Origin of the sequence: Micromonospora echinofusca, from assembly GCF_900091445.1 — a bacterium.
GTDB lineage: Bacteria > Actinomycetota > Actinomycetes > Mycobacteriales > Micromonosporaceae > Micromonospora > Micromonospora echinofusca.
This window is the reverse complement of record NZ_LT607733.1, coordinates 2,394,997-2,417,291: the sequence shown is the minus strand read 5'-3', so window position 1 is coordinate 2,417,291 and position 22,295 is coordinate 2,394,997. Positions and strand designations below refer to the sequence as shown.

At 73.2% G+C, this 22,295-nt stretch carries 23 protein-coding genes and 1 pseudogene; 14 read left to right on the top strand and 10 right to left on the bottom strand.

Annotated elements, in window-relative coordinates:
* Positions 1–37: 37 nt before the first annotated feature.
* Complete coding sequence (locus tag GA0070610_RS10710) at positions 38–1,189, bottom strand: Gfo/Idh/MocA family protein (RefSeq protein WP_088999881.1); 1,152 nt, start codon at positions 1,187–1,189, stop codon at positions 38–40.
* 277 nt (positions 1,190–1,466) lie between these two features.
* Between GA0070610_RS10710 and GA0070610_RS10705 the strand changes: the two genes are divergently transcribed.
* Entirely contained in the window at positions 1,467–2,531 is a 1,065-nt protein-coding gene (locus GA0070610_RS10705; protein WP_088999880.1) for a LacI family DNA-binding transcriptional regulator, read from the top strand.
* 445 nt (positions 2,532–2,976) lie between these two features.
* Positions 2,977–3,387: a helix-turn-helix domain-containing protein gene (locus GA0070610_RS10700; RefSeq protein WP_089003413.1), complete on the top strand. Its 411-nt coding sequence runs from the start codon at positions 2,977–2,979 to the stop codon at positions 3,385–3,387.
* Between the two features lie 19 nt (positions 3,388–3,406).
* On the opposite strand, the gene GA0070610_RS10695 is transcribed toward GA0070610_RS10700, so the two are convergent.
* Positions 3,407–4,018, bottom strand: a complete 612-nt coding sequence (locus GA0070610_RS10695) for a phosphatase PAP2 family protein (protein ID WP_089003412.1) — start codon at positions 4,016–4,018, stop codon at positions 3,407–3,409.
* A 259-nt stretch (positions 4,019–4,277) separates the two neighbouring features.
* On the opposite strand from GA0070610_RS10695, the gene GA0070610_RS10690 reads away from it, so the two are divergent.
* Together GA0070610_RS10690 and GA0070610_RS10685 are read left to right on the top strand one after the other, a co-directional pair.
* Positions 4,278–4,751, top strand: coding sequence for a hypothetical protein (locus GA0070610_RS10690; RefSeq protein WP_157747118.1), 474 nt, complete (start codon positions 4,278–4,280; stop codon positions 4,749–4,751).
* A gap of 13 nt (positions 4,752–4,764) precedes the next feature.
* Positions 4,765–5,997 (top strand): MAB_1171c family putative transporter, encoded by a 1,233-nt coding sequence (locus GA0070610_RS10685; protein ID WP_088999878.1) that lies wholly within the window; start codon positions 4,765–4,767, stop codon positions 5,995–5,997.
* Between the two features lie 6 nt (positions 5,998–6,003).
* Here GA0070610_RS10685 and GA0070610_RS10680 read toward each other — a convergent pair whose 3' ends face one another.
* Positions 6,004–7,245: a hypothetical protein gene (locus GA0070610_RS10680; RefSeq protein ID WP_231926051.1), complete on the bottom strand. Its 1,242-nt coding sequence runs from the start codon at positions 7,243–7,245 to the stop codon at positions 6,004–6,006.
* A 281-nt stretch (positions 7,246–7,526) separates the two neighbouring features.
* Here GA0070610_RS10680 and GA0070610_RS10675 point away from each other — a divergent pair, with 281 nt between their 5' ends.
* Positions 7,527–9,080, top strand: a complete 1,554-nt coding sequence (locus tag GA0070610_RS10675) for an NAD(P)/FAD-dependent oxidoreductase (RefSeq protein WP_088999877.1) — start codon at positions 7,527–7,529, stop codon at positions 9,078–9,080.
* Between the two features lie 173 nt (positions 9,081–9,253).
* Here the strand turns inward: GA0070610_RS10675 and GA0070610_RS10670 are convergent, their stop codons facing one another.
* Genes GA0070610_RS10670 through GA0070610_RS10660 form a run of 3 tightly spaced genes read right to left on the bottom strand, consistent with a single transcriptional unit; the run spans position 9,254 to position 11,268 of the window.
* Positions 9,254–10,498, bottom strand: coding sequence for an RNA polymerase sigma factor (locus GA0070610_RS10670; protein ID WP_088999876.1), 1,245 nt, complete (start codon positions 10,496–10,498; stop codon positions 9,254–9,256).
* Entirely contained in the window at positions 10,495–10,890 is a 396-nt protein-coding gene (locus tag GA0070610_RS10665; RefSeq protein WP_269458871.1) for a YciI family protein, read from the bottom strand. Before GA0070610_RS10665 ends, GA0070610_RS10670 begins: the two co-directional genes overlap by 4 nt.
* A 15-nt stretch (positions 10,891–10,905) precedes the next feature.
* Positions 10,906–11,268 (bottom strand): YciI family protein, encoded by a 363-nt coding sequence (locus GA0070610_RS10660; protein WP_088999875.1) that lies wholly within the window; start codon positions 11,266–11,268, stop codon positions 10,906–10,908.
* A 243-nt stretch (positions 11,269–11,511) separates the two neighbouring features.
* Between GA0070610_RS10660 and GA0070610_RS10655 the strand changes: the two genes are divergently transcribed.
* Positions 11,512–11,799 (top strand): hypothetical protein, encoded by a 288-nt coding sequence (locus GA0070610_RS10655; protein ID WP_231926050.1) that lies wholly within the window; start codon positions 11,512–11,514, stop codon positions 11,797–11,799.
* A gap of 147 nt (positions 11,800–11,946) precedes the next feature.
* Here GA0070610_RS10655 and GA0070610_RS10650 read toward each other — a convergent pair whose 3' ends face one another.
* Positions 11,947–12,387, bottom strand: coding sequence for a hypothetical protein (locus GA0070610_RS10650; RefSeq protein ID WP_088999873.1), 441 nt, complete (start codon positions 12,385–12,387; stop codon positions 11,947–11,949).
* 59 nt (positions 12,388–12,446) lie between these two features.
* Between GA0070610_RS10650 and GA0070610_RS10645 the strand changes: the two are divergent.
* A pseudogene (locus GA0070610_RS10645) lies at positions 12,447–12,942 on the top strand (transposase family protein); the annotation flags it as partial.
* 12 nt (positions 12,943–12,954) lie between these two features.
* Here GA0070610_RS10645 and GA0070610_RS10640 read toward each other — a convergent pair.
* On the bottom strand, positions 12,955–13,755 hold the full coding sequence (locus tag GA0070610_RS10640; protein ID WP_088999872.1) for a maleylpyruvate isomerase N-terminal domain-containing protein: 801 nt from the start codon (positions 13,753–13,755) through the stop codon (positions 12,955–12,957).
* 521 nt (positions 13,756–14,276) lie between these two features.
* On the opposite strand from GA0070610_RS10640, the gene GA0070610_RS10635 reads away from it, so the two are divergent.
* The 3 genes from GA0070610_RS10635 to GA0070610_RS10625 all read left to right on the top strand — a co-directional run bounded on the left by GA0070610_RS10635 (position 14,277) and on the right by GA0070610_RS10625 (position 16,602).
* A complete protein-coding gene (locus GA0070610_RS10635) occupies positions 14,277–14,693 on the top strand; it encodes a YciI family protein (RefSeq protein ID WP_088999871.1) in 417 nt (138 codons plus the stop codon).
* Positions 14,693–15,907: an RNA polymerase sigma factor gene (locus tag GA0070610_RS10630; protein ID WP_088999870.1), complete on the top strand. Its 1,215-nt coding sequence runs from the start codon at positions 14,693–14,695 to the stop codon at positions 15,905–15,907. The genes GA0070610_RS10635 and GA0070610_RS10630 overlap by 1 nt, the downstream gene beginning before the upstream one ends.
* 209 nt (positions 15,908–16,116) lie before the next feature.
* Entirely contained in the window at positions 16,117–16,602 is a 486-nt protein-coding gene (locus GA0070610_RS10625; protein ID WP_088999869.1) for a GNAT family N-acetyltransferase, read from the top strand.
* Between the two features lie 64 nt (positions 16,603–16,666).
* Here GA0070610_RS10625 and GA0070610_RS10620 read toward each other — a convergent pair whose 3' ends face one another.
* Together GA0070610_RS10620 and GA0070610_RS10615 are read right to left on the bottom strand one after the other, a co-directional pair.
* Positions 16,667–17,512 carry a siderophore-interacting protein gene (locus GA0070610_RS10620; protein WP_088999868.1) on the bottom strand — a complete coding sequence of 282 codons (846 nt, stop codon included), beginning with the start codon at positions 17,510–17,512 and terminating at the stop codon, positions 16,667–16,669.
* A complete protein-coding gene (locus tag GA0070610_RS10615) occupies positions 17,509–18,546 on the bottom strand; it encodes an ABC transporter substrate-binding protein (RefSeq protein ID WP_088999867.1) in 1,038 nt (345 codons plus the stop codon). Before GA0070610_RS10615 ends, GA0070610_RS10620 begins: the two co-directional genes overlap by 4 nt.
* A gap of 90 nt (positions 18,547–18,636) precedes the next feature.
* On the opposite strand from GA0070610_RS10615, the gene GA0070610_RS10610 reads away from it, so the two are divergent.
* The 4 genes from GA0070610_RS10610 to GA0070610_RS10595 all read left to right on the top strand — a co-directional run bounded on the left by GA0070610_RS10610 (position 18,637) and on the right by GA0070610_RS10595 (position 22,268).
* Positions 18,637–19,713: a FecCD family ABC transporter permease gene (locus GA0070610_RS10610; protein WP_392567317.1), complete on the top strand. Its 1,077-nt coding sequence runs from the start codon at positions 18,637–18,639 to the stop codon at positions 19,711–19,713.
* A complete protein-coding gene (locus GA0070610_RS10605; RefSeq protein ID WP_088999865.1) occupies positions 19,710–20,738 on the top strand; it encodes a FecCD family ABC transporter permease in 1,029 nt (342 codons plus the stop codon). Before GA0070610_RS10610 ends, GA0070610_RS10605 begins: the two co-directional genes overlap by 4 nt.
* 47 nt (positions 20,739–20,785) lie before the next feature.
* Entirely contained in the window at positions 20,786–21,613 is an 828-nt protein-coding gene (locus GA0070610_RS10600) for an ABC transporter ATP-binding protein (protein ID WP_088999864.1), read from the top strand.
* A gap of 88 nt (positions 21,614–21,701) precedes the next feature.
* Positions 21,702–22,268 carry a GNAT family N-acetyltransferase gene (locus tag GA0070610_RS10595; protein WP_088999863.1) on the top strand — a complete coding sequence of 189 codons (567 nt, stop codon included), beginning with the start codon at positions 21,702–21,704 and terminating at the stop codon, positions 22,266–22,268.
* Positions 22,269–22,295 lie beyond the last annotated feature (27 nt).

Below are 22,295 nucleotides of genomic sequence, written 5' to 3'. Positions count from 1 at the left end.
GGCTGCGGGGCTCGCAACCCCGGCTCACTCCTCGCGCTCACAGGTCCAGCTCCGGGACGTCCAGCCGGGCACCCTCGCGCGCCGAGCGCAGGCCCAGCTCCGCGAGCTGCACGCCGCGCGCGCCGGCCAGGAAGTCCCACGGGAACGGCTCGCCGGCCACGACGTGCCGCAGGAACGCCTCCCACTGCACCTTGAAGCCGTTGTCGAACTCCTCGTTGTCCGGCACCTCCGTCCACTGCGACCGGAACGCCTCGGTGACCGGCAGGTCGGGGTTCCACACCGGCTTCGGGGTGACCGCCCGGTGCTGCACCCGGCAGCCGCGCAGCCCCGCCACGGCGCTGCCCTCGGTGCCGTCGACCTGGAACTCGACCAGCTCGTCGCGGTGCACCCGTACGCACCACGAGGAGTTGAGCTGCGCGACCACGCCGCCGTCGAGCTCGAAGATGCCGTACGCGGCGTCGTCGGCGGTCGCCGGGTAGGTGCGGCCCGACTCGTCGACGCGCTGCGGCACGTGCGTGGCGGTGACGCAGCTGACCGTGCGCACCCGGCCGAAGAGCTCCTCCAGCACGTACTGCCAGTGCGGGAACATGTCCACGACGATGCCGCCGCCGTCCTCGGCGCGGTAGTTCCAGGACGGGCGCTGGGCCGGCTGCCAGTCGCCCTCGAAGACCCAGTAGCCGAACTCGCCGCGCACCGACAGGATCCGGCCGAAGAAGCCGCCGTCGATGAGCCGCTTGAGCTTGCGCAGCCCGGGCAGGAAGAGCTTGTCCTGCACCACCCCCGTACGCACCCCGGCGGCGCGCGCCGCCCGGGCCAGGTCGAGGGCGCCCTCGGTGTCCTCGGCCAGCGGCTTCTCGGTGTAGACGTGCTTGCCGGCCTCCAGCGCCCGGCGGATCGCCTTCTCCCGCTGCTGGGTGACCTGGGCGTCGAAGTAGATCTCGACGTCGTCGCGGGCCAGTGCGGCGCTCAGGTCGGTGGTCCAGTCGGTCAGGCCGTGCCGCTCGGCGATCTCGCGGAGCCTGGTCTCGTTGCGCCCCACCAGGACGGGCTCGGGCCAGATGGACGTGCCGTCGGTCAGGGGCACGCCGCCCTGCTCGCGGATGGCGAGCAGGGAGCGCACCAGGTGCTGCCGGTAGCCCATCCGGCCGGTGACGCCGTTGACGATGATCCCTATCGACCTGCGGGTCATGGTGTTCCTTCCCTCCGCGGGCGCCGCCGAGCGGCGGGCGACGACCTGTGCCACGCCTGCTCCGCCGCCGGGAGGTCCCCGACGACGCATCTCAGGCAAGCGCTTTCCTGGGCAGCGTAGGGAACGCCTCCCGCCTCAGGCAAGGGGCCGTGCGGCCCCGTCGCGCGGCAGGCGCCGCCGCCGGGGCGCCGGGGCGGGCAAGGGCTTTCGCTGCGGTACGGTGACGGATGGCCGGCACCCGGGCACGGCCGTCGAGAAAGCGACCGAGGGGGCGGCTGTGGCGACCCTGTCCGACGTGGCCCGACGGGCGGGGGTCTCGCCCGCGACCGCCTCCCGGGTGATCAACGGCAGCAGCAAGCCCGTCACCGAGGAACTCCGCGAGCGTGTGCTGCGCGCCGTCGCCGAGTTGCAGTACGTGCCCAACGCGCACGCCCAACTGCTGGCCCGCTCGCACCGCGTGGCGGTGGGCGTCATCGTGCACGACGTCTCCGACCCGTACTTCGCCGAGATCACCCGGGGCCTGCAACGGGTCGCCACCGACCAGGGCCGGCTGCTGACGATCTGCAACAGCTACCGCGACCCCGACCGCGAGCTGGAGTACGTCGAGCTGCTGCGCGGCCAGCAGGTCGCCGCCATCATCCTGGCCGGCTCGGGCTACCACGACGCCAAGTTCACCCGCCTGCTCAACGAGAAGCTCGCCGCGTACGAGGCGACCGGCGGGCGGGTCGCGGTCATCGGCCGGCACGAGCATTCCGGCGACGCCGTGATGCCGGACAACCGCGCCGGCGGCCGGCTCATCGGCGCGGAGCTGTACGAACTGGGGCACCGGGAGATCGGGGTGGTGGCGGGGCCGGCGGTGCTGACCACCACCACCGACCGGCTCACCGGGCTGCGGGAGTCCCTCGCCGCGCACGGGCTGAGCCTGCCCGAGCACCGCGTACGCCACGCCGAGTTCGACCGCGACGGCGGCGTCGCGGCCACCGCCGCCCTGCTGGACGCGGACCCGGGGCTGACCGCCATCGTCGCGCTCAACGACTCGATGGCCATCGGCGCGCTGGCGCTGCTGCGCTCCCGGTCGGTTCCGGTGCCCCGGCAGGTGTCCGTGATCGGCTTCGACGACATGCCGGTCGCCCGGGACGTCACCCCGGCGCTGACCACCGTCCGGCTGCCTCTGGTCGAGATGGGGGCCCGCGCGATGTCGCTGGCGCTCGACCCGGGGGCGGCGGCGCCCCGCGTCGAGGTGCTGCCCGCCGAGGTGGTGCGCCGGGACAGCACCGGGCCGGCCCCCGAGATCACCCCGGTCCGCCCACGGGCGGCCGGATCCGGCGCGTCAGCCGGCTGACGCCCCTGCGGCCACCGACGGCCGACCGGCCATCGTGGACACCCGTGGTCGGTGGCCCCGGGCGTGGGCGCCCGGGGCCACCTGGCGCCAGGCCGCTCTGAGGGACGGCCCCCCGGATGCGCGCGGCCGTACCGGCTGCGGTCCCCCTGCCGGCTGCTTCTCGGCGTGCGGTGAGGTGCGCGCCCTGAGCGGCTTGCGCATCCCCCGATTCCGTCCCCCCGTGCCGCGCCTGGCGGTCATCGGCCGACGCGCCGGCGCGGAGTCGACACATGCCGGTGCGGGTGATCTGTCGCACACTATGGTTGTCCGCTACGGTGTCACTGCCACAACAGTGGTCGGCGTGGTCAGTCAAGCACGGTCCGCCACGGCCCGCAACCATTGTGGCGGCGCTGCCGCGTCCAACCACTATGGTGGGCGTTCCCGGGTCGGAGCAGGAGGGGTGGTCATGGCCGACGGCGGCAAGGCCAGCGGATCGACGTCCTTCGCCGACCGGCTGCGGCACCTCTTCGAGACGCATCGCCGGCCCGGCAGCGACAAGCCCTTCACGCCGGACGAGGTCGCCAGGGCCACCGGGCTCTCGACGAGCTACGTCAACTACCTGCTGAGCGGGGAGCGGGACAATCCCACCCGGTCGGCGATCCAGCAGCTCGCCAACTTCTTCCGGGTCTCCCCGGGCTACTTCTTCGACACGGTGGCCGCGGACGGCGAGGGCGAGGGTGACCCCGACCTGGAGACGATCACCGTCCTGGCGCGCCGGATGCCACCGGGGGCGCCCAGGGCGAGCCTGCGCGCCATCGTGGAGCAGGTCGCGGCGCTGGAGGCACGCAACAAGACCACGGGGCGGGGCCGGGCGTAGGCGGGCTCCCACCACCCCGTCACCGCAGCAGGAGGAACGTGGGGGCCGCGATGAGCGTCCCCACGACGGTGCCGGCGGCCACCTGACCGACGGTGTGGTCGCGCAGGCGCACCCGCGACCAGCCGACCAGCGCCACCACGGGCGCCGAGGCGAGCAGCGCCGGTCCGAACTCGATCACCAGCACGGCCGCCGCGCCCGCCGCCACGGCCGCGTGGATGCTGAGCTTCCACGCCAGGTTGACCACGGTCACGGCGAGGCCGAGGGCGAACATGACGACGACCATCGCCAGGACCGGGCGGGGGGCGCCGAAACCGATCATCACGGCGAGGCCCACCAGCACGGACAGCAGCCCGTACGCCAGCGGCCGCCGGCGCTGTTCCCGTCGCCGGATGTGGTGGTCGGTCAGCCGGCCCCGGCGGACGCCCCACCAGATCAGGCTGTTGGGGATGATCGAGCAGAACAGGGAGCCGACCAGGGCCCAGGCGAGGCCCACCCCGACGGGCGACGCGCTGTGCAGGCCCACGACGACGGGCATCAGCGCGGCCAGCAGCGCCGGGGCGAAGGCCTCGGTGACGGCCCGGGCGAGCCACCTGCTGGTACGGCGGTCGGGGCGGTCGATGACGTCCTGCACGGCCCACATTCTGCCGACCGCCCCGGGAGGCGGGCACACCGCGGGCGCGACCTGTCACGCTCCGCCCCGCTCGGGCGTCACAGTGTCGTCGCGCTTGGCTATGCTGCCCGCACCTGCGCCGTCGCGGCCGGCACGAGCGTCGAACGTCCGGGGTGGACGCGGTGGGGCGGGCGACACGACACGGGGGTCTCTCGGGCTGGCGGCCCGGCGGGGAGGGTGACGGCAGGCGATGTGGCACCGGCGGCGTCGGAGACAGCGGTTGTTGCGCCAGCTCGACGTGGACCTGCCGACGCCGCTGACGGTGCGGGGCCTGGTGTCCGCGCTCGAGACCACGCGCGGCCGGCGCATCCAACTCGCCGCGATGAGCGTCGACGGGCGGGTCGGGCCCTGCGGGCTGTGGGTGGCGACGCCCGGGACCGACTACGTCCTGTTCAGCCGCGACGCGCCGCCCGTGCTGCGCGTCCAGACGATCCTGCACGAGCTGATGCACATCGCCCTGCGGCACACCGCGCGGGCGGTGGCGTCCGGCGGGGCGGGTGAGACGGCGGCTGCGCACGGAATGCTCGCCCGCTCCCCGGCCACGTTCGACGAGCAGCAGGAGCACGACGCCGAGTTGCTGGCGACGTACCTGGGGGCACGGCTCGACGGCGGCGGCGAGGCCGTGGCCTTCGACGAGCTAGGCGGCGTCACGGCCGCCGTCATGCACCGCATCGCCGCGACGTTGACGGACTAGGCGGGAGATCCACATGCTCGTCACGGTCGGTCATCTGGTCGCCGCATTCGTCGCCGCGGTGGCGTTCCTGGTGAAGCTCAGAGCGTTGGGCCGAGACCCGGCGAACCCCAGGATCCTGGCGAGCGCGGGGATCTGCCTGGGAATGGGGGTGGCCGTCACTGCCGGGTGGGCCCCGGTGCACAGCCTGATCGACCGGGTGTCGGGCGTACCCAATCTCGCCAAGCTGGTGGAGCACGGCTCGGCGCTGCTCGCCGCGGCGGCGATCCAGTTCCTCTTCCTGCACCTGGGCGACCCGGGGCGGGCACGCCGGCTGATGGCGCGGCGAGGCGTGTTCCTCGCCGTCGCGTTCGGCGTGATGGTCGCGGCGTTCTCGCGGGCCGACTTCCCCGAGGCCGAGCCCCTGCACTTCGCCGAGCGGTACGGCGACCTGCCCCCGGTCGGCGTCTACATGCTCGCGTTCCTGACCTGCCTCGGAGTGACGGTCGTGGACATCCTGCGGGTGTCCGCCGGATACGCGCGCTACGCCGGCGCCCGGCTGAGGACCAGCATGCGGCTGCTCAGTGCCGGTGCGGCCTTCGGTGCGGGGTTCGTCGCGCACAAGGCCCTGTTCATCTGCCTCAAGCTGGCCGGCGTGGCGCCACCGTGGCCCGAGCCGGCCGCGACGCAGACGCTGATCATGCTGTCGGTGTCGCTGATCGGGGCCAGCTTCGTGCTGGCGACGGTACGCAAGGCGGCCGACGGCGTCCGCGCCTGGCCGCGCAGGTACGCGACGCACCGCGACCTGCACGCGCTGTGGTACCTGCTGTACCGGGCGATGCCGAGCATCGCCCTGCATCCCCCGCGCCGGCCGGAGGCCGACTCCCGGTGGGCGTGGCGCCTGGGCGAACGGCTCTACCGCCGCTGCGTCGAGATCAGCGACGGCCTGCGTACGTTGGGCCCGCTCGACGAGTCCGTGGCGGGCGCGGCCCGACAGCGGGCGGTGGCGGCCGGCTGGAGCCGCGAGCGTGCCGACGCCGCCGGCGAGGCCGCGGCCATCCTGGTGGCGCTACGGCGCTTCGCCTCGGGGGCGACGGCGACGCGTGAGGTCGATCCGGCCCTGGAGTCCCAGAGCATGGCGGTCGCACAGGCCGACGTGCAGGCAGACGCGAGTCGGCTGGCGCTGGTCTCGACCGCGCTGTCCGAGGAGCTGGTGCGCGCGGTCGCCGCCCGTACGCTGGACGCCCCGGCGGGCGGGCAGCAGGCGTAGGCGGGCTCAGATGATGAAGTGGGTCCAGTAGGCGAGCCAGGTGACGAAGAGCGCGCCCTGGAGCAGGGCCAGGGCGGCGGTCAGCCAGGCGTCGGCGCCGGCGTGGCGGGCCCAGCGGGCCAGCACGAGGCCGACCGGGAAGACGGCGATCAGGTAGCGCAGCAGGCTCTTGTACACCGGCGGGCCCATCGACAGCGGCACCATGACCATGGTCAGCCCGTACACGAGGTAGGGCAGCCCGAGCCGGCGGGCGCCCGCGACCAGCACCACCAGCACCAGCACGGCGACCCACACCCGCAGGGCGTCGCGGGGCGGACTGCCGGTGAGGCCGTGCCAGAGCACCGCCAGCGGGTTCTGCACGCGGATGCCCCAGCCCTTCTCCTGGGCGTGCTTGTAGGCGAACCAGTCACCGCTCTGCCACCGGCAGAACGCCATGAAGGTCAGCCAGCCGGCGGGCAGCAGCGCCAGCGGCCAGCCCGCGCGCACGTACCCCCACCAGGCGCGCGGGCCCAGCCGGTAGCCGTGCTGGCGCAGCAGCACCAGGGCCAGCGGGAGCACGACGAAGAACCCCACCGAACGGCTCAAGGCCAGGAAGAAGCCAACCACGCCCACGAGCAGCCAGCGCCGCCGCTCGGCGTAGTGGAAGGTCGCGAGCGCGAGGCAGAGGAACAGCGACTCGGTCAGCGCCGCCTGGAAGAGGAACCCGGCCGGCAGCAGAACCAGGTAGCGGACGAACCGGCGGGCGGCGGCATCGTCGCCGAGCAGCCGCTCGCCCAGCCGGTGGGCGTAGAAGAGCATCAGCAGGAACGCGACGTTGGCCACGAGCAGCAGTGCCAGCGCGGTGTCCCCGCCCAGCAGCGGGGCCAGCGGGCGGGCCAGGAACGGATAGAGCAGGGGAAAGCCGAATTCGCGCCACGGCTCGTCGAGCGGGAGCTGCGCCAGGTGGTCGTAGAGGAAGGAGTCCCAGGCGAACCAGAGCGCGAGCGCGCGGTGCCCGGAGATTGCGCGCTGCTGCTCGCGCATCGTCGTCTCGTCCGGCGGAGGCGCCCAGGGCACCTCGTCGAAGGCGCTCAGCGCGAGCACCCCGACGACGCTGAGGACGATCTTCGTGCCGAGGAAGACGCCGACGACGTACGGCCAGGGCGCCGGCACCCGCCCGGCGGCCCGCGCCGCCGCCCGCCGCAGCTCGAGCCCACGCGCCGACGCCGCGCGCCACCGCCGCTGCGCGACGGCCCGCCCACTGTCCATCACGCGTCTCCCGATCCGGCCGTCCGACCCGGTGCCACATCCCCGTTCCGGCCTCGTTGACACGTCGCCGCGCCCGCGCGCCTGTCGACCGCGCGGCGGGGCGGCGGGGCCACGAGGCGTCGCGGGAACGCACGGCGACCCGGCGCCCGCCGCCGCGGCGAGCGGGGCCGGACCGCCGCCGACGGTCCGGCTGGCGGGGACGGACGGGAATCCGGGGTGAATTCCGGCCGCCGCCGGGTAAGCGGGCCGCCTCCGGGAGGCGGAAGCAGGGGGCGACGGGCATGGGCGAGGAGCGCGGCACGGTGGTCATCGGCGCGGGGCCGGCGGGCCTGACGGCGGCGTACGAGCTGTTGCGGCGGGACAGCCCGGTGCGGGTGTTCGAGGCCGACGAGGTGGTGGGCGGGATCAGCCGCACCGTCGAGCGCGACGGGTGGCGCTTCGACATCGGCGGGCACCGGTTCTTCACGAAGGTGGCCCGGGTCGAGGAGTTCTGGCACGAGATCCTGCCCGACGAGGACTTCCTGCTGCGCCCCCGGATGAGCCGGATCTACTACCGGGGGGCCCTGTTCGACTACCCGCTGAGCGCGACGAACGCCCTGCGCAACCTCGGCGTACGGGAGGCCGTGCTGTGCATGGGCTCGTACGCGCGGGCCCGGCTGCGCCCGCCGAAGGACCAGTCGCACTTCGAGGGCTGGGTCTCGGCCCGGTTCGGCTGGCGGCTGTACTCGATGTTCTTCAAGACGTACACCGAGAAGGTCTGGGGCATGCCGGCCGACCGGTTGCAGGCCGACTGGGCGGCGCAGCGGATCAAGAACCTGTCGCTGGCGAAGGCCGTGCGCAACGCGGTGCTGCCCCGGCGCAACCGCAAGGACGTGACGAGCCTGATCGAGGAGTTCCAGTACCCGAAGCTCGGCCCCGGCATGATGTGGGAGCGCTGCGCCGAGGAGGTCAGCCGGCGCGGCGGCCGCGTGGACACCGGCACCTGGGTCACCGCCGTGCACCGGGACCCGGAGCGGCGGCGGGCCGTCGCCGTGACCGTCGACGGGGCCGGCGGGCGGCGCACCGAGCCGGCCACGCACGTCGTCTCCTCGATGCCGATCTCCGAGCTGGTCGCCGCGCTGCGCCCGGCGGCCCCGCCCGAGGTGCTGGCCGCGGCCGCCGACCTGCGGTACCGGGACTTCCTGACCGTCGCGCTGGTGGTGCCGGCGGAGTTCTCGTTCCCCGACAACTGGATCTACGTGCACGACCCGGCGGTGAAGGTCGGCCGGATCCAGAACTTCGGCTCCTGGTCGCCGCACCTGGTCAAGGACGGGCGCACCTGCCTCGGCCTGGAGTACTTCGTGTTCGAGGACGACGAGACCTGGCGTACGCCGGACGCCGAGCTGGTCGCCGCCGCGACGGCCGAACTGGAGCGGCTCGGCCTGGTCCGGCCGGGGGTGGTCGAGGCCGGGTACGTGGTGCGGATGCCGAAGGCGTACCCGGTCTACGACGAGCGCTACCAGCACAACGTCGACGTGATCCGGGACTGGCTGGCGCGCGAGGTGCCCAACGTGCACCCGGTGGGCCGCAACGGCATGCACCGCTACAACAACCAGGACCACTCGATGCTGACGGCGATGCTCACCGCCGAGAACATCGCCTGCGGCACCCGGCACGACGTGTGGTCGGTCAACGTGGAGCAGGACTACCACGAGGAGTCGAGCCACGACGGGGACGGCCACCGGGGCACCGGCCGGGACGCGCCCGTCGTACCGGCCCGGCCCGCCGTCCCGGTCGGCACGACGCTGGACGGCGCCACCCGGCCCGAACGACCGGCCCAGGTACGCCTCGGTTGAGCCGCCGGACACGACCCGGGCGGCGACCGGCCAGGCCTCGGTCGAGGATCCTCCGCGAGGCGCGGTCCGCGAGATCTGGGAGTCGTGACGCGGCGGATCGGCTCACGCGTTGTCGAAGGTCGGGCAACCGTCCGGATCTGCCGCGGACGGTGCCGCGAAGGGCCGGGTGTCGCTCAGCCGGCGAACTGGTCACGGCGGCGGCAGAGGTAGGAGCGCTCCGCGGGGTTGCCGGCGAGACCGATGGCCCGGTCGTACGCCGCCCGCGACTCGCCGCCGCGCCCGAGTCGCCGCAGCAGGTCGGCGCGCGCGGCGTGGAAGGCGTGATAGCCGTCGAGGACCTCGGCGAGCCGGTCGATCTCGGCGAGCCCGACCCCGGGGCCGTCGACCTCGGCGACCGCGACCGCCCGGTTGAGCCGCACGATCGGCGAGGGGTCGAGCAGTACCAGGCGGCCGTAGAGGGCGACGATGGTGGACCATTCGGTGTCCCGGGCGGACGGGGCATCGGTGTGGACCATGTTGATCGCGGCCTGCAGCTGGTAGCGCCCGGGTGGGTCACCGCCGCTCGCCACCGCCTCGACCCGCTCGCGGAGAAGGGCGTTGCCCTCGGCGATGAGGGTGCGGTCCCACGCGCCCCGGTCCTGCTCGGCGAGGATCACCAGTTCCCCGGTGCGGGACACGCGCGCCGGCCGCCGGGCGTCGGTGAGGAGCATCAGGGCGAGCAGGCCGGCCACCTCACCGTCGTCCGGGAGGAGGGCCCGGAGCAGGCGGCCGAGGCGGATCGCCTCGTCGGTGAGGTCGACGCGCACCGGGTCGTCCCCCTCGCTGGCGAGATAGCCCTCGTTGAAGATGAGGTAGACGACGGCGAGGACGCCGGCGAGGCGCTCGCGGATGTCGTCGGCCGAGGGCACCCGGTAGGGAATGTGCGCCGCCTTGATCTTCGCCTTGGCGCGGGTGATCCGTCGCGCCAGGGTGGTCTCCTGCACCAGGAAGGCGCGGGCGATCTCGGGCACGGTGAGGCCGCCGAGCAGGCGCAGGGTGAGCGCGACCCGGGCCTCCATCGCGAGCGCGGGATGGCAGCAGGTGAAGATCAGTCTGAGCCGGTCGTCCTCGACCGGGCCGGTCGGCTCGGCAGGGGTGTCGTCGTACACCATCAGGGCCGCCTGGTGCCTGGCGTCGCGCTGCGATTCGCGACGGAGCCGGTCGATCGCCTTGCGGGTCGCGGTGGTGGCGAGCCAACCGCCGGGATTGGACGGTACGCCCTCGCGCGGCCACCGCTCCGCAGCCGCCACGAACGCTTCGGCCGTCGCTTCCTCGGCGACGTCGAGGTCGCCGAAACGGCGCGCGAGGCCGGCGACCACCCGCGCCCACTCCTCGTGGTGGACACGGGTGATGGCCTGCTCGACGGTGAGAACGGTCATGGCTCCGGCAGCGCTCGGACGGATCCCCCGGTTCGGAAGGGACGCACCTCGACCGTACCCCGGCACGCTCTCGACCCCTCGGCGGCGAGAGCCAGGGCCACGTCGAGGTCGGCCGCCTCGATGACCCAGAAGCCGTCGAGATGCTCCCTGGTCTCCAGGTAGGGCCCGTCGGTGAGAACCGGCCTCCCGCCCTGCCCGTCGACCGTGGTGGCGGTCGTCGGGGGCGCCAGGCCGTCGGCGAAGACGAGGTGACCGTCCCGCCGGAGCCGCTCGGCGAAGGCGCCGGTGTCGGCGAACGCCTGCGGCATGGCCTCCTGGGAGGGGTGGGCGCCGAACTCGGTGCGCTCGGCCGGTCCGTAGACGGACAGCAGGTATCTGGGCACCACGCTCACTTCTCCCCGGAGCCGTTACGCCGGGCGCGCACCGGGGCCTCGGAACCGGTGCACCTCCTGCGGCCAGTCGAGCGCGGTCGCGAGCCTGCCGGCCCAGTATCGCGCCGCCTCGTCGTCGGGCACGTCCACGACGGCGAAGCCGCCGAGGTGCTCCTTGGTCTCGACGTACGGGCCGTCGGTGAAGACGGGCCTGCCGTCGACCGCTTCGACGCCGCACACCGCGGTGGACCGGTCGAGTCCGCCGTTGCTGAAGATCAGGACACCCTCGGCCTGCATGTCCGCGATCACGGCCCGGCCGGCCCTGCCCTTCTCGCGAATCTCCTCCGCCGTGTGTGGTGGCACCCACTCGTCGTTGAAGGTGATCAGGTATTCCGTCATGTCGTCTCCTCTCAGTCCCCGGACGGGGGCCTTGCCCGACGTCTCCTGTCCGACGGCCCAGCCGACCGCCGCACACTGGTTCCACGAACGGCCACGCCTCGATACGACACCATCTTCGGAGAAATCGAGGTCCAGGAGGCGGCACGAGGGGTGGGACGAGGCCACGGTCGTGTCGAAACCGTTCGCGTTACCCGGCGGTTGTGGTGGCGCGAACGGGCACGGTCCGGGATAGCCTTGCCGCATATGGCTACCTATCGCAGCGCCTCAGTGCTCCTCTCCTCCGACGGCACCCGGACCCCCGGCACCGCCGCACTCTTCGCCGAGCCCGCCCGCAGGGGCGGGACCCCGCCGTGGGCAGGCGACTTCCGACCCGCCAACAGCGCCGGCAACGGCCCCAAGAACGCGGTCGGGAAGACCTTCACGTTGGAACTGCCCGACGGCAGCACCGGCAAGGTCGTGGTCCAGGGCCTCAAGAGCGGAAAGGGAGGCGTCGTGCTGGCGTTGATGGGCGAGGACGCACCCCCCTTCTGACCAGAGACTGATCGTCGCCGACGCCACCGGCTGGAGACGGCCGGCACGCGCGGTGCGCAGCAGCGGCGGTGGCGGCTCGGGCCCCGGGCTGCCGGACGCCCACGGATGGCCCCTGGCCGGCGACGACCCGCCGACCAGGGGCACCGGTCAGCGGCGGCCGGCGGCCAGGGCGACGAGGTACTGTCCGCCGCCCGCGTCGACGCTCGCGGTCACCGGCAGGCCGGGCACCAGCCGGGAGAACCGGTCGACCAGCCAGTCCGCCGCCTCCTGGGCGTCCTTCCTGCTCGGGCAGCGGGCGACCAGCTCGCGGCCGCCCTTGCGTTCGAGTCGCTCGGCGACGGTGATCAGTGGCGCGGGCTCCACCACGTGCAGATGGTCCGGCCAGGCGATGACCACCTTGACAGCGCCCTTGCGGGTGTTGCAGGCACGGTGCGCGAGTCGCTCGGCGACCTTGGCCTTCTTGTCGGCGGTACGGCTGTCGACGCTGGGACCACGCGGGTCGTTCACCGACATGTCGGGGTCGACCGGCTCGTCGCACACCCAGCATCGCCAACCGTCACGGCTCGCGACGTCATCGAGGGAACTCATCCGAGCAAACTAGCCTGTCAGCCGCCGGCCGACGACAGCCCCGGCGGCGCGACGACGGGCGGATGGCCTACGCGATCCTCGACGGAACTCTGATCCCGATCGACCGAGTTGCCAACAGAAGCCCTACCACTCGGGAGAACACCGCCGTCACGGCCTGAACGTACAGGTCGTCGCCGACCCGGCAGGCCGGCTGGTCCGGGCCTCGGCGGCCCTGCCCGCTCGGTCCATGACCTGACCGCGGCCCGCGCTTCCGGCATCATCGACGCCCTGACCGGCGCCAACGTGATGGACCTTTGCCGATGAGGCATACCACGGCGCCCGCGGCAGCATCCGCACACCGTTCAACGCCACCGCTACCGGCCGAAACTGCCGCGCTGGCAGAAGAAGGTCAACCGCGCTCACGCCCGGATCCGGGCCTTCGGTGAACGCGCCAACGCCACCCTCAAGACCTGGAAAGTTCTGACGAGGCTGCGCTGTTGCCCACACCGCGCCACCGCGATCCTGCAGGCGATCCTGGTTCTGCACCACGTCGAGAACCCGGCCTACGCAGGATAAAAGGGATCATTGTTACACGGACGGGTCCCAGGCGATGAGCTGGTCGAAGATGCGACGGTCGCCGTTCAGCTCCAGCTTCAGCGAATCCGGCGGTATGCGGCCGTAAAAGAACAGGACCAGGTCACTGGCCGTGCCCCGGGCGGAGGCGTCGGCCGTGTCCGGGTCCGGGTCCTCGCTGGCAGCCGGCGCGCCGAGGCGGGCGGCCCGTGCGCCGTCGCGGGACAGCCGAAGGCGCCAAGAGCAGCCCTCGGTGGCGTAGTAATCGACGACGGCGGGATCGTGCGGCCAGGCGACATCCGTCGAGCAGATGGTGAACTGACAGTCGTCGAAACCGTCGAGGGCGACCTCGTCCGGCAGCGGCTGCGGGGCACCCACGGTGAGCTGGACATCGTAGGTGTGCACCGCGATCTCGGGAACCTGGCGCCGTGCCCATGCACCGGAGGTTTGCGGTGACTGCGAGTCACCCCACCACGTCCAACAACCGCGATCCGGGCCGGCCTCGCGCAGCGCGCTCGTCAGTTGCTCGATGGACTCGGTCCACCAGGCCAGCAGTGCCTCGCGTTCCCGAGGCGCACCCGTGCCGTCCTCCCAAGCGGACTTCTCCGGGGGAGCGTCTGCAGGCCCTGCGGCGACGATGGCGGCTGATTTGCGGCGGCCCATGCCCACGTGTTGCACGAGATCGAACAGCGTCCGCTCGGGATGGGTCGGAACCTGCATGTCGAGACTGGGCGCCGCGGCGACCGCGGCGCGGAAGGCGGTCGACCGTTCGTCAATCAGCCGCAGATGATCAGAGAACGTGAGAAATTTGTGCACCCCGGCTTTCTATCACTGTGCTCCGACAACCGGACAGCGATTTTCACAGCCGACGCGGCGGCCCTGACACGCCAGGGTTCCACCTGCGGTAGCCTGCACCGTCACGATGGAAAAGGCTCATTGTGTACGGCGCTTACCTACCTCACAATGCTCAAAGTCCCTGACACGATCTGATGAACCGCTCGGTCTGCGGCAAGTACGCCGCGTACGAAACGCCGCTGAAGATTCCCGTGGCCCTCTTCAGTTAGGTAGCGGAGAGAAATCGCTGAGCGCGTCCCGATGCTCTCCCCAGATCCAGGTGAGCGTCGTCGCCTTCCACAGCTGCGACGATAAGCTCTCTGATCAGCCAGGCGTCCGCATCAGCCATCGCCCAGGGGCCGGTCTGACGGCGCAACCTGGGTCGGAGGGATCGGCTGCGTCGTGGCGAGAGATTTCGTCGGGACTGTGTCGATCCTCGGGCCGCTCGTTCGACGTGGGGGTGCGAGGGCCGAAAGGCGGCCCCGCCGGACGAGGAGAACGCGATGCCGCAGTACATGCTGATCATGCGGGGCACCGATGAGACGAACGCGGCCATGATGGTCGACGTCGACGAGATGATGGCCGCGACCCGCCTGTTCATCGAGGAGACGGCCAAGGCCGGCGTCTACGTCGCGGCCGAAGGGCTGGACGATCCGGGCCAGGGCGTCGTGGTGCACTTCAGCGACGAGGCCCCGGTGGTGACGGACGGGCCGTACGGGGAGACCAAGGAATTGTTCGGGGGCTTCTTCCTGCTCGATGTCGCCTCGAAACAGGAGGCGGTCGAATGGGCCAAGCGGGTCCCGTCGGTCCCTGGTTCCAAGATCGAGATCCGGCGGGTGCCCGGGGAGGACGAGGTCCCGCAGGACAACGGGAAGTTCGTCAAGGAAGGGGCCTTGCGCGAGAGCAACGGCCAGATCTGATGGGTACGGCCGACGTCGAGGCCGTCTGGCGGATCGAGTCGGCGCGGATCGTTGCCGCGCTGACCCGGTTCACCGGCGATTTCGGGCTGGCCGAGGATGCCGCCCAGGAGGCGGTGACCGAGGCGCTGGTGTCGTGGCCGCTTGCCTCTCCGGCCAATCCGGCCGGCTGGCTGATGGCCACGGCCCGCCGGCGGGCGATCGACGCGATCCGCCGCCGGACTGCCCTGCAGGACAGATACGCCCTGCTGGCGGCCGACCCGGCGGTCGACGAAGAAGTCGACCCCGACAAGATCGACGACGACGTCCTGGCGCTGATGTTCGTCAGCTGCCACCCGGTGCTCTCCCCCGAGGCCCGGGTGGCGCTGACCCTGCGCGTGGTCGGCGGCCTGTCCAGCGAGGAGATCGCCCGCGCGTTCCTCGTACCCGTGCCGACCGTGCAGGCCCGCATCACCCGGGGCAAGAAGACGATCGCGGCGGCCGGGGTGCCGTTCGAGCTGCCGGCGGCCGGCGAGCGCCGGGAGCGACTGGGCGGCGTGCTCAGCGTCCTCTACGTGATCTTCACCGAGGGGTCGACGGCCACGTCGGGCGACAGGCTGCTGCGCCCCGAGGTCGCGTACGAGGCGATCCGGCTGGCCCGCACGTTAGCCGCGCTGCAGCCGGACGAACCGGAGGTGCACGGCCTGCTGGCGTTGTGCGAGCTGACGGCCGCGCGCTTCCCGGCCCGGACCGGCCCGGACGGTTCGCCGGTCCTGCTGGAGGACCAGGACCGGCGGCGGTGGGACTTCTCGGCGATTCGCCGTGGGCTGGCCGCGCTGGTCAAGGCATCGACTCGCGGCCTCGGCCCCTACGGCCTGCAGGCCGCGATCGCCGCCGCCCACGCCGCAGCGCCCTCCGTGGAGGCGACCGACTGGGACCGGATCGTGGTGCTCTACGAGGCGCTCGGCCGGGTCGCGCCCTCGCCGGTGGTCGAGCTCAATAGGGCCGTCGCCGTGGCCATGGCCTCGGGTCCGACGCAAGCCCTGGCCATCGTGGACGAGCTGATCGCCGTGGACCGGCTCCCCGGTTCGCATCTGGTTCCGACCGTACGCGGGGAGCTGCTGGCCCGCCTCGGCCGGCGGCCGGAGGCGCGCGCCGAGCTGGAGCTGGCGGCCCGGCTGTGCGCCAACCAGCGCGAACGCTCAGTGCTGCTGCGCAAGGCGGCCGCGCTGGGTTGATGCGAGTTTCGTACGCCTGAAGCGCGCAACGCCAAGGAGGTGTGGGACCTCGACAACCTGATCAAGCCGACGTTGGATGCGATGGAGGCCGTGTTCGGGCTCCGAGAAGGGCGCGGGCCAGCGCAAGCGGCAGACGACCGCGTCGATCATCTCCGATCCGCGCGTAAAACGCTTTGCCGCCGTGCCGTAGCGCCCCTAGCATCCGCCGGGTGTTGATCCGCGAGTTCCACGAGCCGGACTGGGTCCAGGTGTGGCCGATCGTCCAGGAGGTGGTCCGGGCGCGGGAGACGTTCCCCTACGACCCGGAGCTGACCGCCGATCAGGCGTACGACATGTGGGTGGAGGCCTCGCCCGGCCGGACGGTGGTCGCGGTCGACGGCGACGCGGTGCTGGGCACCGCGAAGATGGGCACCAACCGCCCCGGGCCGGGCTCGCACGTCGCCACCGCGAGCTTCATGGTGGCCCGCGCGGCGCGGGGGCGCGGCGTGGGCACCGCCCTGTGCCGGCACGCCGTCGACTGGGCGCGTGAGCGGGGGTACGCCGGCATGCAGTTCAACGCCGTCGTGGCGAGCAACGTCACCGCCGTGGAGCTGTACCGGCGGGAGGGGTTCGCCGTGGTCGGCACGGTGCCCGGCGCGTTCCGGCATCCCACCCTCGGCCGGGTGGGCCTGCACGTCATGTACCGGGAGTTCTGACCGGAACGACCCACGCCGGATCCCACCCCGGCGGGCGGGATCCGGCGCGCGACGGCGGCGTAGGTCAGGCGGCGGCCTTGACGGCGGCATCGGCGCGCAGGTCCTCCTCGGAGGCGCCCCGGCGCCAGTAGCCGGAGAAGGTGACGTGGCGGCGGTCCAGGCCGCGCTCGCCCACGAGGTGCCGGCGCACCGAGCGCACCATCGAGGACTCGCCGGCGATCCAGGCGTACGGGGTGCCGGCCGGCAGCCGGGCGGCGCGCACCGCGTCGGCCAGCAGACTGCTGCCCGGGGCGGTGCCGCCCCGCACGATCCAGCGCACCTCGGCCCGCGCCTCGGTGGGCAGCTCCTGGATGTCTCCCGCGTCGGGAACCTCGATCCAGGCGCGCACCGGGGTGCCGGGCGGCAGCCAGGCCAGGATCCCGGCGGCGGCCGGCAGCCCCGTCTCGTCGGCCACCAGCAGGACCGAGTCCGTGCCGACCGGGGGCCGGAAGCAGACGCTGCGGTTGTCGTGCACGGCCGGGCCGAGCAGCACCACCCGGTCGCCCGGCAGGGCGTGCCGGGCCCAGCGGGAGGCGGGGCCGGTGTCGCCGTGGCTGACGAAGTCGATGTCCACCTCAGCCACCTCGGGGCGCTGCTGGCGGATGGTGTACGAGCGCATCACCGCGCGTACGTCGGGGTCCATGGCCCGGTAGGCGCCGAACCAGTCCTCCCCCGCCTCGACGGGGAGCACCGGCTCGGGCTGGCCGGGGTGCGGCAGGAACAGCGAGACGCTCTGGTCCCGGCCGCCGCCGGCGAAGTCGGCCAGCTCCGGCCCGCCGAAGGTGACCCGGACCAGGGAGGCGCCGACGCGGCGGGCGCCGACGACCTGCGCGGCGAAGAGGCGGTACTGCACGGCGACGGCGGTGGTCACGACGTGACCTTCTTCGCGCCCTTGATGGCGGTGGCCAGGTTCTCCAGCAGCGGCGCGGCGCCGGCGTACGAGAAGCGGGGCACCGCGTCCCAGGCGGCGACCTGGTTGGCCTTGACCGCCGGCAGCTGCTGCCAGGTCGGCTTCGCGGCCAGGTCCTTGGGCTGAAGGGCGGTGCTGCGGTTGTCGAGCAGGAGCAGGTCGGCCGGGAACTTGCCCGCGTTCTCCCAGCTCAGCGCCTCGAAGTAGTCGCCGGCCTCCAGCTTGGTGGGGACGACGATGTCGACGCCCAGCTCGGCGAAGTACATCAGGTCGGTGCTGACCTTGGGGTTGGAGGCGTAGAACAGGTCGGGGCTGCCGGAGCAGGCGAGCACCTTGATGCCCGGGTTCGCCTTGACCGCCTGGCGGACCGACTCGGCGGCGGCCTCGAAGCGGGCCTTGGCGTCGGTGACCTTCTTGGCGGACAGGTCGGCGCCGAGGGACTCGGCGAGCTGCGCGTACCGCTCGATCGGCTTGGTCATCGGCACCCGCGCGGTGGTCACGGTGACGGTGGGGGCGAGCGGAAGGATCTTGCCCTTGCTCTCGTCCGGCACGTACCAGAAAGCGCCCGGGTCGTACATGTGGGTGACGAGCAGTTCGGGCCGCAGGGCGGCGTACTTCTCCAGGTTGAACTCGCCCCAGACGTTGCCGAGGATCTCCACGGACTCGACGTCGAGGTCGCCGGCCTGCGGGTCCTTGCTGCCGTCGGAGCGCTTCGTCTCGCCGAACACCCCGACGATCTGCTTGTCGAGCCCGAAGTCGACCAGCGCGGCGGCGACCCCCGTGAAGGCGACCACCCGGGTCGGCCGGGCGGGGGCGCTCACCTTCTCGTTACGGTCGTCCGTGAACGACCACGGCCCTTCGGAGCCCTTGGCGGCGGGGGTGGCGGAGTCCTCGTCCCCGCCGCAGCCGGCGAGCAGGGCTGCCAGGGTGGCGGCGCCACCGGCGGCGAGCAGGCCCCGGCGGGAGAGGCGGCGGGCGGACACGGGATGCGGCATGGCGGTGTCTTTCGATCAGGGTCGGGCGAATGACCATGGACAGCGGGGTTAGGTTAACCTAACCTAAACGGCTGTCAAGTCCCGTTCGGAATTCCGCACCAATCGGAGCCCACACTGCACGCCACCCTCTCCCCCCGCGTCGGCGTCCCGCCTGCACCGCCGGCCGTACGCCGGCCCGGCCGGGCCGCGCTGCGCGCCGCCGGGCTCGCGGCGTCGGTGCTGCTGCTCGCGGCCGTCGCGGTGCTCAGCATCGCCGTGGGCGCCAAACAGCTCCCCCTCACCGACGTGTGGCAGGGCCTGCTGGACCGCGACGCCGCCGAGTACGCCGTCGTGCACCGGATGCGACTGCCACGTACGCTGCTCGGCCTGCTCGCCGGGGCGGCGCTCGGCGTCGCCGGCGCGGTCATGCAGGCACTGACCCGCAACCCCCTCGCCGACCCCGGCCTGCTCGGCATCAACGCCGGTGCCGCGGCGGCGGTGGCCACCGGGGCGCTGCTGTTCGGCATCGGCGGCGTCGGCGGGCAGGTATGGTTCGCGCTGCTCGGCGCGGCTGCCGTCACCGCCGCCGTGTACGCGGTCGGCGGCGGGCGCGGGGCCACCCCCGCCCGGCTGGCCCTGGCCGGCGCGGCGCTCAACGCCACCCTCTACTCGTACGTCAGCGCGGTGATGCTGATGGACACGGCGTCGCTGGAGCGGCTGCGGTTCTGGACGGTCGGCTCGCTGGCCAGCGCCGAACCGTCGACCGTCCGCACGGTCGCGCCGTTCATGGCGGCGGGCCTGCTGGTCGCCCTGGCCGTCGCCCGCCCGCTCAACGCCCTCGCCCTCGGCGACGACGCGGCGCGCGCCCTCGGGGCCCGGCCCGCCCTCATCCGGGGCGCGGTCATCGCGGCGATCACGCTGCTCTGCGGCGCCGCCACCGCCGCCTGCGGGCCGATCGTCTTCGTCGGGCTGCTGGTGCCGCACCTGGTACGCGCGCTCACCGGACCGGACCTGCGCTGGCTGCTGCCGTACTGCGCGGTGCTGGCGCCGGTGCTGCTGCTCGGCGCCGACGTGCTGGGCCGGGTGCTGAGCCGCCCCGGCGAGCTCCAGGTCGGGCTCGTGACCGCCGTGGCGGGCGGGCCACTCTTCCTCTGGCTGGTGCTGCGCGGACGGGTGGCCCACCCGTGATCACACTCCGTGTCCGCGACGGGCTGTCGCTGCGGCTGCGCCCCCGCGCCATCGCCGTCGGCGTCACCTGCGTGCTGCTGGCCCTGGCGCTGAGCGTGCTCGCCATCGGCAGCGGCGACTACCCGATGAGCCCCGCCGCCGTGCTGCGCGCCCTCACCGGTCGGGGCACCCCGGCCGAGGAGTTCATCGTCACCGAGCTGCGGCTGCCCCGGGTGGTGACCGCGCTCTGCGTCGGCGCCGCGCTGGCGTTGGCCGGCGCCGTCTTCCAGTCGCTGGTGCGCAACCCGCTGGGCAGCCCCGACATGCTCGGCTTCACCCAGGGCGCGGCCACCGGGGCGCTCGTCGTGGTGGTGCTCGGCGGCAGCAGTCTGGCGCTGGCGTCGTCGGCGGTGGTCGGCGGGCTGGTCACCGGCGCGCTGGTCTACGGGCTGTCCTGGCGACGCGGCGTGCACGGCTACCGGCTGATCCTGGTCGGCATCGGTACCATGGCGATCCTCACCGGCGTCAACGGCTGGCTGCTCACCCGGGCCCCGCTGATGGACGCCGCCCGCGCCGTGCTCTGGCTCACCGGCAGTCTCGACGGGCGCGGCTGGTCGAACGCGCTGCCGCTGCTGATCGCGCTCGGGGTGCTGGTGCCGCTCATGCTGGCCGGCTACGGGCCGGCGATGCGGCTGGTGGAGATGGGCGACGACACCGCCGCCGCCCTCGGCGTACGCGTGGAGCGGCTGCGCCTGGTCGTGCTGGCGGCGGCGGTGCTGCTGGTCTCCCTCGCGGCGGCCGCCGCGGGGCCGGTGAACTTCGTGGCCCTCACCGCGCCGCACCTCGCGCGGCGGCTGACCCGGGCCCCGGGGCCGAACCTGCTGCCCTCGGCGGCCGTCGGGGCGGTCCTGCTGGTCGGCGCCGACCAGCTCGCCCTGCGGGTCTTCCCCGGGCACCAGTTGCCGGTCGGCGTGGTGACCGGCGTGCTCGGCGGCGCCTACCTGGTCTGGCTGCTGGCCACCGAGCGCCGGGCCGGCCGGCTGTGACCGGGCACGGCCGACGGGCCACCCATGACGAGAACGGAGCACCGAGCATGCAGTCCCGGCTGAGCGGCACCGCGATGACCCTCGCCTACGAGCGGCGGACCATCACGCGGGACCTGAGCGTCGCCGTGCCCGACCGCTCCTTCACGGTCATCATCGGCCCCAACGCCTGCGGCAAGTCGACCCTGCTGCGGGCCCTGTCCCGGCTGCTGAAGCCGGCCGCCGGCGCGGTGCTGCTCGACGGCGAGGACATCCACCGGCAACCGGCCCGCGCCGTGGCGCGCACCCTCGGCCTGCTGCCGCAGACGTCCGTCGCGCCGGACGGCATCGGCGTCGCCGAACTCGTCGCCCGCGGCCGGTATCCGCACCAGGGGCTGCTGCGGCAGTGGTCGCGCGAGGACGAGCGGGTGGTCACCGAGTCGATGGCCGCCACGGGCGTCGCCGACCTGGCCGACCGACCGGTCGACGAGCTCTCCGGCGGTCAGCGGCAGCGGGTGTGGATCGCGATGGCGCTGGCCCAGCAGACCCCCCTGCTGCTGCTCGACGAGCCGACCACCTACCTGGACATCGCCCACCAGATCGAGATCCTCGACCTCTGCGCCCGGCTGCACGAGGAGCAGGGCCGCACGCTGATCGCCGTGCTGCACGACCTCAACCACGCCGCCCGCTACGCGACGCACCTCATCGCGATGCGGGAGGGGCGGGTGGTGGCCGCGGGCGCGCCCCGGGAGGTGGTCACCGCCGAGCTGGTCCAGGAGGTCTTCGGGCTGCCCTGCCGCGTGATCGACGACCCGGAGTCCGGCACCCCCCTGGTGGTCCCCGCCGCCCGCCGCCGCGCCGCCGCGAGCGCCCCGCCGCTCACCGTCGCCGGCGGCTGACGGGCGTGCGCGGCGTCGGCCCGGCCGGCGCCGCGCCGGGGGTGGACCCAGTCGCGCATCGACCGGAATCACCGTACGGTGGCACACGATGCGTGATCTCGCCAGCACCTACCGCCAGGACGTCGACGGCTTCGGCCGGGTGACGATCCGCCCCCTCGACCCCGACACCGACATCGACCTCGTCCACTCCTGGGTCAGCCAGGAACGCGCCCGGTTCTGGGGCATGCGCGACACCGGTCGGGAGCGCGTCGAGGAAATCTACCGCTACCTCGACTCGCTGCCCACCCACCACGCCTGGCTGACGCACCGCGACGGGACACCCGTCGCGCTGTTCCAGACCTACGAGCCGGCCGCCGACCCGGTCGGCGAGTGTTATCCGGTCCAGCCCGGCGACCACGGGGCCCACCTGCTGATCGGCCCGCCCGACGCGGTCGAGCGGGGCTTCACGGGCACCCTGTTGCGCGTGTTCCTCGACTTCGTCTTCGCCGACCCGCGACACCGGCGCGTCGTGATGGAGCCGGACGCGCGCAACGAGAAGGCGGTCGACCGGCTCCTGCGCACCGGCTTCGTCGCCGGCCCGCTGATCGACCTGGACGGCAAGCGGGCCCGGCTGCTCTTCCTCGACCGGGAGACCTTCGAGGCCGGCCGGTCCTGAGCGTGCGCCGACCGGTGCTCCCCCGGT